Origin of the sequence: Hymenobacter sp. YIM 151500-1 (assembly GCF_025979885.1) — a bacterium.
In the GTDB taxonomy this organism is placed as follows: domain Bacteria; phylum Bacteroidota; class Bacteroidia; order Cytophagales; family Hymenobacteraceae; genus Hymenobacter.
Genome location: NZ_CP110139.1, coordinates 33,321 through 46,422, shown reverse-complemented (window position 1 = coordinate 46,422; position 13,102 = coordinate 33,321). Strand labels below are relative to the sequence as shown.

At 55.3% G+C, this 13,102-nt stretch carries 7 protein-coding genes; 5 read left to right on the top strand and 2 right to left on the bottom strand.

The window, feature by feature from the left end:
- Nucleotides 1-312 precede the first annotated feature (312 nt).
- From OIS53_RS00160 to prfB, 3 genes are all read left to right on the top strand, one after another.
- Nucleotides 313-861, top strand: coding sequence for a cob(I)yrinic acid a,c-diamide adenosyltransferase (locus OIS53_RS00160; protein WP_264680363.1), 549 nt, complete (start codon nucleotides 313-315; stop codon nucleotides 859-861).
- Between the two features lie 170 nt (nucleotides 862-1,031).
- Entirely contained in the window at nucleotides 1,032-2,096 is a 1,065-nt protein-coding gene (locus tag OIS53_RS00155; RefSeq protein ID WP_264680362.1) for a branched-chain amino acid aminotransferase, read from the top strand.
- A gap of 215 nt (nucleotides 2,097-2,311) precedes the next feature.
- Nucleotides 2,312-3,389, top strand: a protein-coding gene (gene prfB / locus OIS53_RS00150; protein WP_264680361.1) for a peptide chain release factor 2 whose coding sequence is annotated in 2 segments (ribosomal slippage) — nucleotides 2,312-2,371 and nucleotides 2,373-3,389 — 1,077 coding nt in all. Because the reading frame shifts where the segments join, the coding sequence is not laid out codon by codon here.
- A gap of 79 nt (nucleotides 3,390-3,468) precedes the next feature.
- Here the strand turns inward: prfB and OIS53_RS00145 are convergent.
- Both OIS53_RS00145 and OIS53_RS00140 read right to left on the bottom strand, forming a co-directional pair.
- Entirely contained in the window at nucleotides 3,469-4,959 is a 1,491-nt protein-coding gene (locus OIS53_RS00145) for a RagB/SusD family nutrient uptake outer membrane protein (protein WP_264680360.1), read from the bottom strand.
- 26 nt (nucleotides 4,960-4,985) lie between these two features.
- Nucleotides 4,986-8,015: a SusC/RagA family TonB-linked outer membrane protein gene (locus OIS53_RS00140; protein WP_264680359.1), complete on the bottom strand. Its 3,030-nt coding sequence runs from the start codon at nucleotides 8,013-8,015 to the stop codon at nucleotides 4,986-4,988.
- 441 nt (nucleotides 8,016-8,456) lie between these two features.
- Here OIS53_RS00140 and OIS53_RS00135 point away from each other — a divergent pair, with 441 nt between their 5' ends.
- On the top strand, nucleotides 8,457-11,576 hold the full coding sequence (locus tag OIS53_RS00135) for a SusC/RagA family TonB-linked outer membrane protein (RefSeq protein WP_264680358.1): 3,120 nt from the start codon (nucleotides 8,457-8,459) through the stop codon (nucleotides 11,574-11,576).
- A gap of 55 nt (nucleotides 11,577-11,631) precedes the next feature.
- Complete coding sequence (locus OIS53_RS00130; RefSeq protein ID WP_264680357.1) at nucleotides 11,632-13,098, top strand: SusD/RagB family nutrient-binding outer membrane lipoprotein; 1,467 nt, start codon at nucleotides 11,632-11,634, stop codon at nucleotides 13,096-13,098.
- Nucleotides 13,099-13,102: the final 4 nt, after the last annotated feature.

Genomic DNA, 13,102 nt, shown 5'->3' with positions numbered 1-13,102 from the left:
GGGCTTTCCGCTGCCACTTCGGGGGCAGATTGTTCGACCACCCGTCAGAACAATCTGCCCCTGTATTGTTTGGGCTTGACATCCGTTCTGCGGACGTTATACCGTCCTGTTTCATCTGGCGTCGGCTTGTCGAAGCATCTGGCGTGCTGACGTTGTGGTGATGTTGTCATGCTGAGCTTGCCGAAGCATCTCTACTGCTTCGTTGCAGTCATCAGAAGTTAGTCAGAGGTAGAGATGCTTCGACAAGCTCAGCATGACGGTCTACTCGTCACCTGTCACCCTTTACCTCCTCACCCCATCACCTCACCACCCGTGAAAATCTATACCAAAACTGGCGACCAGGGCCTGACTTCACTCATTGGTGGCACCCGCGTGCCCAAGTCCAGCTTGCGCATCGAGTGCTATGGCACCGTCGATGAGCTGAACTCCTACGTGGGCCTGGTGCGCGACCAGGACGTGAATGCCAGCCGCCGCGAGCTGCTCAAAGAAATCCAGGACCGCCTGTTCACCATCGGCGCCTCGCTGGCCTCGGACCCTGACAAGTCCAAAATGAAGATTCCGGACTTGCACGCCGAGGATATTGCCCTGCTGGAGCAGGAAATGGACCGCATGAACGAGACCCTGCCCGAGCTGCGGGTGTTTGTGCTGCCCGGCGGGCACCAGTCGGTGTCGTTTGCGCACGTGGCCCGCTGCGTGTGCCGCCGCGCCGAGCGGCTCGTCATTCAGTTGCGCGAAGACTCGTTTGTGGCCGATTTGGTGGTCATGTACCTCAACCGCTTATCCGATTACCTGTTTGTGCTGAGCCGGCAAATGGCCCACGAATTGGGCGCCGAAGAAGTGAAGTGGCAGCCGCGCATGTAGCTCTTCAGTACTGGGCCAGCCCTAACAAGTGTTCGGCAGAAAATGCGCACCTTTACTATCCTAAAACTCCCACTGTTTTCCCACCCACCTTCGCACAACGGCCACCGGCTTTCCCCCGTTTCAGGAGTCCCACCCGCAGTGTCATTTTTCCTGTCTCCCACCCTACCCCTATGCTCGACACGCTCACCATTCGCACTCAGCGCACTACTGCCTCGCGCTTGCCCGAAACCGATTTCGCCCGGCTCGATTTCGGCAAAACTTTCTCCGACCACATGCTGGTAGCGGACTACCACGATGGCGAATGGCAGGAGCCCCAGATTGTACCCTACGGCGACATGGCCGTGAGCCCCGCCAACTCGGCCCTGCACTACGGGCAGGCCATTTTTGAAGGCATGAAAGCCTACAAAAACCAGCAGGGCGACATCTACATCTTCCGTCCCTACGACAACCTACAGCGCCTGAACGCCTCCGCCGAGCGCATGTGCATGCCGACGGTGCCCGAGGAGTTGTTTATGCAGGGCCTGAGCCAGCTGATTCGGCTGGATGCCGCGTGGGTGCCCAACGCTGCGGGCAGCGCCTTGTACATTCGTCCCTTCATGTTTGCCACCGATGGGATGCTGGGCGTGCGGCCTTCTGACTCGTACCGCTTCATGATTATCACCTGCCCCGTGGGCCTGTACTACAACAAGCCACTGCGAGTGCGCTTCGAGGAGAAGTACGTGCGCTCGGCCGAGGGCGGCGCGGGCTACGCCAAAAACGCCGGCAACTACGGCGCGGCCATGTACCCCACCAAGCTGGCCCAGCAGGAAGGCTACAACCAGCTCATCTGGACCGACGCCTCCGAACACAAGTACGTGGAGGAATCGGGCACGATGAACGCCATCTTCGTCATTGATGGCCGCGTAGTGACGCCCGCCCTCAGCACCTCCATCCTCGACGGCATCACCCGCCGCAGCGTGTTGCAGCTGGCCCGCGACTGGGGCATGCCAGTGGAGGAACGCAAAGTATCGGCCCTGGAAATCCTACAGGCCCAGGCCAACGGCACCCTGGAAGAAGCCTTTGGCGTGGGCACGGCTGCCACTATTGCCCCCATTGCCGTCATCGGCTACCAGGGCCAGGACTACACGCTTCCTACACCCTCCGCTGGCGCCTTCTCCCACCGAGTCTCGGCGGCCCTGGCTGACATCCGCAGCGGCGAAGCTCCCGACCCACACGGCTGGATGGTACGGGTGTAAATGAGTAATTGAGCGAATGAGTGACTGAGTGAATTAGCCGCTCTTGTTCCCTCGACATTGCTTTACGAGAAGCCGATTTTCCTGCTGGAAAGTCGGCTTCCGCTTTTTTTACCCGACCTTCGGGCCGAGGATGAGTGAACGAACTTAGTTTTTGCTCAACACAAACCAGCCCATTTACTCATCCACTCATTTACTCATTCACTCATTTAACTTCCATGACCCACGACCAGGTGAAGGAATTGAAGGGCCGCGCCGAGGCCCTGAGGAGGTACCTTTGACTACGATGCCCGCAAAGCGCAGGTAGTCGAAACCGAGCAGCAAACCACGGCCCCCGGCTTCTGGGACGACTCCAAGAAGGCCGAAGCCGTGATGAAGGAAATCAAGTCCGTCAAGGTCTGGACCGATGACTACGAGGCCGTGGAAAAGGCCGTAGCCGACGTAGAAGTCCTCTACGACTTCTACCGCGACGGTGACGTGTCGGTAGAGGAGATGCAGCAGGAGTTCAGGGCCGCCGAGCAGGCCGTGGAGCGCCTGGAGTTCAAGCGCATGCTTTCCGACGAGGAAGACCAGTTATCGGCCATTCTGGAAATCAACCCCGGCGCTGGCGGCACCGAAAGCCAGGATTGGGCCGAAATGCTCATGCGCATGTACATCATGTGGGGCGAAAAGCAGGGCTTCACGGTGCGGCAAGTCAGCTACCAGCCCGGCGAAGGCGCCGGCATCAAGTCGGCCTCCCTGGAAATCGAGGGCCAGTTTGCCTACGGCTACCTGAAAAGTGAAATCGGCGTGCACCGCCTCGTGCGCATCTCGCCCTTCGACAGCAGTGGCCGCCGCCACACCAGCTTCGCCTCGGTCTTCGCCTACCCCGTCGTCGACGATACCATCAACATCACCATCAACCCTGCCGACATCAGCTGGGACACGTTCCGCTCCGGGGGAGCTGGCGGCCAGAACGTGAACAAGGTGGAAACCGCCGTCCGCCTCAAGCACGCGCCCACCGGCATCGTCATCGAGTGCCAGATTGAGCGCAGCCAGCTCATGAACAAGGAGCACGCCCTGCGCATGCTTAAGTCGCGCCTCTACCAGCTGGAGCTGGACAAGCGCAACGAGGCCCGCGCCGTGGTTGAGGCCGGCAAAAAGCGCATCGACTTCGGCTCCCAAATCCGCAACTACGTGCTGCACCCCTACAAGCTCATCAAGGACCTGCGCACTGGCGTCGAACGCACCGACGTGCAAAGCGTGCTGGACGGGGACCTGGAGGAGTATATCAAAGCGTATTTGATGCAGAGTTGAATTTTTTCTGTCCATCTATCCAAACAAAAAGCCCTTGTGCAGTTAGCACAAGGGCTTTTTGTTTCAATTTAAAGATACCTTAGGGATTAGCAGCATCCCATGCCTTTTCGGCGGCCGGGCGCTCCAAACGGTCAAATAGACGGTAGTTTACTTGACCCACTGGAGCACTGAATGCAAGTGTCTGTGGTGTGAAAGGATACGGTGGGGTACTGCGTGGAGCCACCCGAACTGGCGCCGTTTGGGCAGTAGTGGGCAGTCGGCCCAGGCGTCGCAAGTCGAAGGCATATTGCCCTTCATAGAACAAGGAGTAGCGCCGCTGCCGCACAATTTCGTCAATGGCCACTTCCGGAGAGGTAAACGAGCCTACGGGCAAAGCAGGCAGCCCTCCAGCACGTGTGCGTATCACGTTGATATCGGCTAGTGCGTCACTTAGCCGGCCCGAGTTAGCATGCACTTCTGCTGATATCAGGATCAACTCTTCATTACGAATAATGTCCAGCGGGTCTGTGATTGTTGTGAACCGGAATGCCTCCAGTACGGAGGAAATTCCTCCGGTTACGCGCGCTCCAGGTCCACGTGGCGTTATATTGGTTGAGTCCCGCAGCCGCACTTTGCTTAAGCGCAAGTCGCCCGGTTCCGCTTCATTGATAAAGTTCTTAGGTACCCCCACTACCGTCGAGCCGGTATTATTACGCGCCTGAAAGTATGGGTTGCCCTGGTCGCCGGCAACAGCTGGGTTAAAGGTAATTTTCGGTCCTATAGTCAGAGATGCCGTCGGATCGTAGAAGGATTCACCTAACGCGGCACGGGCCTTGGAAAAATCCCGCTGATACAAGGCCACCCGTGCCGCCAGTGCCCGGTTAAATCGCCTGAACGTAGCTGGGGTGCTAAAGTCTTGTCCCGCAACACCACTAGGAGCGGCCCTAAAACCTGGAGACAACGTGAAAGCAAACGTAGAACCTGCCTGATTTAACTCGGTGGCACCTAGGTCTAGCAGACGGCTAATTTCGGTTAGAGCAGTCGGCTGATCGACAAAGCGGCCGGGCCGGAGAACGTTGTTCACGTCGATACGGATGCCGTTTTCGCCTTGCATATTAAGCAGCAGCAAGTGAGCCAGGGCTTCATACGTGTAGGTGAAGCCAGCCACGCCCCGCTTCTGCTGGTCATCGTAGGCTTGGCTGTTGTTGGCTGACTCGCGAAATACTTGTGCGGCGCGGCGCATCTGAGCCAGCGGCACGTAGTAGGCATTGTAATAGGCTGCATCGTCTAGGCGGCCGCGCGTGCCCTGCAACTCGCCGTACCAGCGCGACTCTGTTGCGGCTAGTACTAGAATCTCCCTTCCCAGCACTCCAGCCACCCAATTGTAGGGTGCATTGGTGGTGTGATGGTTGCGGTAGGAAGCTTCTACCCCTACAGCCAGTGCATTAAGTTGGGCGCTTGTAGCATTGTTAAGCACCCGGTCCAGAGGAGGATTATTGGGGTCCTCCACCACGTCGGTTTCAAAAAACCCGCAAGCAGTAGTACCCAGTAGCAGTGCAATAACTGCTAATTTTCTTGCTATGTAGTGCATAAAAAGGTCGAAAAAGGAAAGCCAGATTAAAAATCCAGATTCAAGTGGAAGAAAATACGCCGGGTAGTGGGATACGAAGCCACATCTACCTGCGCGAAGTTAGCAGTGGCCCCGAAGTTGGATACCTCCGGGTCGTAGCCCACATAGTCTGTCCACGTAATCAGGTTGTTGCCTGACACGCCCACACGAATGTTTTTAACAAACTCTTTGAACATACTCGTACGAATGCTGCTAGGCAATGTGTAGTACACGGAAGCTTCGCGCAGGCGCACATAGCCGGCATTTTGAATGAACTCACGAGCCGTGAGTCCTTGCCGATAGATGCCTTTAGGAATGGGCGTTCCGTCGTTGGCAAGTTCGCCACTAGGCTCACTCCAATCCTTGGTTGTGCCACCTTCATCCTGCAACAGACGGCTCAGGTTGCTATTATAGCCATCCTTCTTCCAGTGCACCAAAAACGAAAGTTCCAGGCTGCGGAAAAGCGTCAGTGAGTTCAGGAACGACATCTGAAACTTGGGCTGAGCCTCCTCGTAGCGCGTCAGGCCGCTGAAGTTGTTGTTCAGTGTGAAGTTTACCGGTGAGCCGTACCAGCGTGAGGGCGACTCGCCCACGATGAACAGGTTACGACCAAAAGTATTCCCAAAGCCCAAGCCCGTATTGAATGGTGGCACCACCAAGGGATCTTGGTCAAGGCGGGTGACTTTTGTGCGGTTAAACCAAAACTGCGTGGAAGTAGTCCAGCTAACGTTTTCTCGCCGCACAGGCGTAACATTTAGGGCCAATTCTATGCCCCGGTTGCGTAAATCACCTATGTTATAAGCACGAAGCGAAGTAACCCCCACCGCCGGCGCCAGCACATACGTGTTGACCAGATCAAACACCTCCTTGTTATAATACGAGGCCTCCAGCACAACGCGGTTTTCCAGGAAACCCAGGTCAATACCCGTTTCAAACTCCGATGCGGTTTCGGGTTTGATGTCAGGATTTCCCAGCAAGGTAGAGGGCAGCAGGCCGGGCCGGCCACCGGTAGATATAGCGTTAAGCGGCGAGTACAGCGCATTAAAAAAAGCCGGTCCACCTGTTTCGCCGTAAGCAGCTCGGAGCTTTACCAAGTTTACAGGCTCTAAAGTCCAGAAGCCAAACTTGGCTACGTTTACAGCCAATGACGCTTTGGGGAATGCGTAATACTTATTCGGGTCGCCATTGCGGTTCGACTTGTCAAAACGGATACCGGCAGTGGCAATAATCTGGTCATTGAAGTTGGCCTCTTGCTGCGCCACAAAGCCTACGTCAGCTTCTTCCGTAATCAGGGTTTCCTGAGTGATAATAGCACCCCGGTTCGGTGTGTATGGCGACCCGGGAGTGAGGTTCTGCCCTTGATTGTAGCTTAAATTACTACGCTGGCTCAGGCGCACCGTCCCGATCTGTGAGGTTAGATTTATCTTCTCGCCCAAACGCCAGTCATAAATCAGAAAGCCTTGCAGGTTAGAGTTGAAAAACTCGTTTTTAGCTAAACGTGCCGCGCCAGGCAGCGGTAAATCGCGCTGCGACTGTAAATCTGGCGGCAGTGCCAGCAGAGCTGTGCTATTGGAGAAATCAATGCCACCTTGAGCGGCAAAGCGCAAGGAAGACTGCTCTTTATCAATGATGCGCACTGTGGCAGTAGCAGTTTGCACAAAGCGGTTAGTTTCCTCTTCGTTGATGGCGCGCTCTACTATTGCCAGGGGGTTGTCACCGGCGTAAGGGTTATCGGGAAACACGCCTAAATCGTTCGGAAATAGCTGGGCATAATTCGGCGTATATGCCAGTGTGTAGCCCAAAGCTACACCCCGATTATCATTGCCAGTGAAACCGCGGCGGTTTTCAGAGTTGATGTAGTTAGAGCTAACCCCAATGTCAATACGCTGCCCAATTTTCTGATCAATATTGGCCCGAATTGAATTACGATTAAAGCCCGTGCGCTTCACAATGCCTTCCTCGTTGGTGGTGAAGCCCGAGACAAAAAACTTGGTTCGCTCATTTCCGCCTGATAGGCTCACGCCCGTGTTACGCAGAAAAGCTGTGTTGCCGAACACTTCCTTTTCGTAATCGACGATGTTGCCAGCGTCTCGTGCAGCTGCCAAGGCTGCTCTTTCGGCAGTATTGCGGGCCGTACCGGGGGTGTAAAAGTTGTCTATCTTCTCCGGTGTCCAATCCTCCTGGCCGAGCAGCCGCCACGCCTTGGCAAAGCCCACGTCTTGCGAGAAGCTGATGCGCGTTTGTCCTGCTGCGCCCCGTTTTGTCTTTATAATAATTACGCCGGCATTTGCCCGCGTACCGTAGATAGCCGCAGCACTAGGCCCCTTCAAAATTTCAATTGACTCAATGTCGTTTGGGTTCAGGTCTGATAGGCGGTTAATACCGTTATCCTGGGTGGTGCGGCCAACTCCCGACGAAGCCGAGGAAAATGCTGCCGACCCAGCACCATTGCCCACCTCCTGGTTGACGGCATACACTCCGTCGATAATATACAGCGGCTGCGACGAACCGTTGATGGTAGAGATACCGCGCAGTTGCACCGATATACCACCACCCGGTGCCCCACTAGTTTGCGCAATATTAGCCCCTACTACTTTACCGCTCAGCGCGGCATCAACAGTCACTGGCCGGGTGCTACCTACCAGCTCCTTCGCCGATATCGTAGTGATGGCGTTAGCTAGATTGGAACGCTTAACGGAAGTAGCTAGACCCGTTACTACTACTTCTTCCAGATTTCGGGTGCTGGCCCCGAGAGCAACATTCACGGTTGCATCCGAGCCAATAGGTCGCTCTACGCCATTGTACCCTACCGAGCTAAATACTAAAGTTGTCGCTGAGGCGGGGGCACTCAGGGTAAAGGAGCCATCGGCGTTGGTAGAGGTGCCGACGGTGGTGCCTTTGACGAGCACGGTTACGCCAGGCAAGCCTTGGCCAGTGGCGGCGTCCGTGACGCGGCCTGTTATCTCTCGATTCTGGGCGGTTACCTGGTGCATTAGCACAGGCACAGCCAAAACGGTACTTAGTAAGCGTTTTCGCATGAGAAAGAGGATTAATAGTGGAAGGATTTGTGATTTTGTAAATAAACAAATTGTTTTGTTGATAAAAGATGTGCTACAGTGCTCATTTAGTTACAATCTTCTATAGATACTATTCTTATATAAAATATTCAATTTTCTATCCCCAATGTTTAGCGGCGTGATTTATTACTTGTAATAAAGTCTGTATCTTGACGCCGTGTATTTCTGATGGTTTTGTGTAGCGCAAGGGCAATACCCTTTCGTGGCGGTAGTGTACAGTGGGGTGATGCCCGGTTTTTTTAAAATTGGCATAAAAAATTGGGCTGCTATTGAACCCGTTTTTAGAGGTGAGCCGGCAAAAGGTATCATCCATTTTATACCACTGCTTCTTCTTTTCCTTCCAACTTCCACCCTCTTTTCACACCTAGCAACTTTCCAAACCTCACCTTTTCACTCACTCACATGCGCAAAGTTTTAGTTAGCGCACTTCTGATTGCTCCCGCTCTGTTGCAGCAGGCGGACGCTCAGAACCGCGAAATCACTGGCCGCGTCACGGATGCTGCCACTGGCCAGGGCTTGCCTGGCGTAACCGTGCTCGTCAAAGGCACCACCGTCGGCACCTCTACCAACGCTGATGGCTCCTTTACCCTGAGTGCCCCTGCTTCGGCTACCACGCTCACGTTTAGCTCTATTGGCTTCAGCAACGTGGAGCGCCCTATTGGTACTAGCAGTGCTATCAACGTAGCTCTCGGCGCCGACACGAAGCAACTGGGCGAAGTAGTAGTAACGGCCCTGGGCCGTGAGCAGGAGAAGAAAACCCTGGGCTACGCAGTACAGGACGTGAAAGGCGCTGAACTCACGCAGGCCCGCGAAACCAACGTCGTTAACTCGCTGCAAGGCAAGCTGGCCGGCGTGCAAATCTCTAACAGCCAAGGCGCAGTGGGCAGCTCGTCGCGGATTGTAATTCGCGGAGCAAAAGGCATCGGTAGCGGCAGCCAGCCTCTGTTTGTGGTGGACGGTCAGCCCATCAGTAACTCTTCCTCTTCTACCAGCGGCCCTGGTGGTGGTGTCGATTATGGCAACGCGGCTTCGGACATCAACCCGGACGATATTGAGAGCATTTCAGTGCTGAAAGGGGCTAATGCTTCGGCGCTGTATGGTTCCCGCGGGGCCAATGGCGTGGTCGTCATCACCACCAAGTCGGGGCGTAAAGCCCGTGGCTTGGGTATTGCCATCAACAGCACTACCACCCTAGAAAACATACTTAGGCTGCCCGACTACCAAAATGAGTACGGCCAGGGCAGCGGCGGCGAGTTTGAGTTTGTTAATGGCCGAGGTCGTGGCACCAACGACGGTGTAGACGAAAGCTGGGGCCCCCGCCTCGACGGTCGTCTTATTCCGCAGTTCAACTCGCCGGTAGTGAATGGCGTTCGGCAGGCTACTCCCTGGGTCGCGCATCCCGACAACGTGCGTAATTTCTTCGAGACAGGCCGCACGTTCACCAACAATATTGCGCTGTCGGGTGGCAACGACAAGGCTGGCGTACGCCTGTCGTACACCAACCTGAATCAGACCGGTATTCTCCCCAACACTTTCTTGCGTCGCAATACGTTGAACCTGAACGGGGGAGCCGACCTGACCGACAAGCTGAAGTTCAGCACCAACGTCAGCTACGTACAGAACCGGGGGCGTCGTCCGCAGCTGGGCTACAGCAGCCAGAACGTAATGCAACAGTTCGTGTGGTTTGGCCGCCAGGTTAATATTGCCGAGCTGAAGGATTACAACAGGGGTGGCCAGAAGTACAACTGGAACTACAACTACCACAACAACCCGTACTTCACGCTCTACGAAAACCTGAACGACGACCGTCGGGACCGGGTAATCGGCAACATTACGCTGAACTACTCGCCCACCTCATGGCTGACGCTGACGGGCCGCACCACCAACGACTTTTACAACGAGTTTCAAACGCAACGGATTGCGCCTGACGACATCGAGCACAGCACGCTGGATGATTACACAGAGCGAAAAATCTACCTGCTGGAGCGCAACACCGAGTTTTTGGCCACCGTCAACCGTAACCTCACGGAAGACCTGAACCTGGATTTCCTGGTGGGCGCCAACCGCCGCGACTTCCGTAATGAAATCAGCTCGACTGCTGCCCCCGACCTTGCCGTGCCTGAGCTGTATTCCTTAAGCAATTCAGCCAACCCGCTGATTGCCGACAGCGACCTGTTCCGCAAGCGGGTGAACAGCTTGTATGCTTCGGTGAAATTTGGGTATAAAGACTTTGCGTTCTTGACCGGTACTGCCCGAAACGACTGGTCGTCCACGCTGCCCGACGGCAATAACTCGTATTTCTATCCATCCGTAGACGCTAGCCTAGTACTCACGGAAGCCTTCGGAATCCAGAGTAACACGCTGTCGTTTGCCAAGCTGCGCGGCGGCTATGCCTTGGCTGGTAACGACACCGACCCGCTTCTCCTGGTCAACGTGTTTCCGACCAACGGCCAGCCCTATGGTCCCAACCCCGTCCAGACCGTTTCTAATACGCTGTACAATCCGGCGCTGAAACCAGAGCGGACCCGGTCGGCGGAACTAGGAGCGGAAGTTCGGGTCTTTGAGAACCGCGTGGGCCTGGAAGTCACGGCGTACCGTAATGTCACCTTCGACCAGATTATCCGTCTGCCTGTGACGGCCGCCACCGGGTATACCCGGCAGCTGCTCAACGCCGGCGAAATCTCGAACAAGGGAATTGAGACGATTCTGACTGTCTCGCCGCTGAGGGCCGAAAGCGCGTTTCAGTGGAACCTGACGGCCAACGTTGCGGCCAACCGCAACCGCGTGGAGAGCCTGGCCGAGGGCCGGGACACGTACGTGCTTGGGGGAACCTGGGGCCTGAACGTGGAAGCGCGGGTAGGACAGCCTTTTGGAGCCCTCTTTGGCAATGGCTACCTGCGGGTTCCTGATGGCCCCTATCAGGGCCAGGTGATCTATGAGGACGGTATCCCACTTACCGACCCGAATCGTAAAGTGCTGGGCAACTTTACGCCGGATTGGTTTGGGGGCCTGAACAACGAGTTCCGCTACAAAGGAATTCTGTTCAGCTTCCTGATTGATACCCGCCAGGGCGGTGAAGTGTACTCCGTGACCAACACCTGGGGCAACTATGCTGGCGTGCTTGAAACCTCGCTGCCCGGCCGTGAAGGCGGCGTGATTGGCCAAGGCGTCAAGCAAAACGCGGACGGCACGTACAGTCCGAACGACGTGGCAGCAGATGCCGAGACGTATTATAAGGAAACGTACATCAACTCGCTCCACGAGCCCAGCGTGTACGACGCCTCGTTTACCAAGCTGCGGGAAGTGAAGCTGGGATATCAGTTGCCGGCCACCCTGATTGGCAAGACGCCATTTAAGGCTATTGGTGTTACGTTTGTGGGCCGCAATCTACTGATCATCAGTTCTAAAGCTCCTAACATCGACCCCGAAACGTCCTTTAACAGCAGCGACGTGCAGGGTTTGGAGTTCGGACAAATTCCTTCCACCCGCAGCTTCGGCCTCAACCTGAATCTGACTCTGTAAGAACTGTTTCGACTGAATTCGCTGTTTCGGTGGCGAATTCGCTACAGACCTCCTCATGAACTTTTCTCGATATAAAAAATTGGCGCTAATCCTGCCCATGGTGTTGGCCTTGGGTGCCTGCGAACAGGATTTTGATGAAATCAACACGAACACCAACGACGCGGAGGTTGGAACTCCGTCGCTCATTCTAACTAATGCGCAACGCTCCAATGTAACGCGCTACTGGGATGTAGAAGCAAATATGGATGGGGGGCTGCTCATTGTGCAGCACTGGGCCAAAATTCAGTACACTAATGAGGACCGGTACGCTTTTCGGACCGGCTCTTATCAGAATATCTGGGACGGCTTTTACGCCGGCGGCCTACAGGACTTCAATAAAGTCATCAGCCTGGGGCAGGAGCAAGACCATAAAGGCTACCAAGCAGTCGGCCTGATTATGCGCTCCTGGCTTTTCTCACTGCTGACGGATATGTACGGCGACATTCCCTACTCCGAAGCGCTGCGCTTGCAGGAAGGAAGTGCTTCTCCGAAGTACGATAAGCAGGAAGACGTTTATCGTGGCCTGCTAACGGACCTGAAAACAGCCGCCGACATGATTAACTCGAACACGCCTGCTGTTCAGGGTGATATTATGTATGGGGGCAGTATGATGCAATGGAAAAAGTTTGCCAACTCCCTTCGTTTGCGCCTGGCCATGCGGGTTGCCGATGCCGATGCCGCTTTGGCGCGTACCCATGCTGCTGAAGTGCTGAACAGCGGAGTACACTTTACCAGCAATATCGACAATGCCCAGGTAGTATACCTGAGTACGACGTTCCCGAACAACAATCCCGTTCACGAGAACCGGAAAACCCGTGACGACCACCGCATCAGCAAAACCATAGTTGACAAGCTGACGACTTTAAAAGACCCACGTCTGCTGGTTTATGCTGACTCTGTAGTGTTGCATCGCCCGGGCCGGTCATGGTTTGTAGGAGTTCAGAATGGCTTGACTAACACGCAGGCTGCGACCCTGGGTTTGGATAGCACTTCCCTCGTCGGCGACTACTTCAGAAGGGAAACCGCGCCTGCCGTCATTATGACGTATGCGGAGGTACTGTTCTTCAAAGCAGAAGCCATTGCCCGCGGCTTTGTAAGCAACGGAGTTGCAGCTACTGAATACCAGAATGCCATTCGCGCTTCGATGAGCCAATTTGGCATTGCGGATGCAGCTGCTGTCACCACCTATTTGGCTCAACCTAGTGTGGTATACAATGCCGCCAACTACAAGCAAAGCATTGGCGAGCAGAAGTGGATTGCCCTGTTTGGCCAGGGCTTGGAGGCTTGGTCGGAATGGCGCCGGCTGGATTATCCGCAGCTGACTGTAGCACGCAACCCCGTGGCCGCCGCTGGTGGCAGGATTCCGGTGCGATTCATCTACCCTGCTCAAGAGCAGTCGCTGAACCAAACCAACTACAACGAAGCAGTTGCCCGCCAAGGTGCCGACCGACTCACGACTAAGCTGTGGTGGGATAAGTTTTAATCTC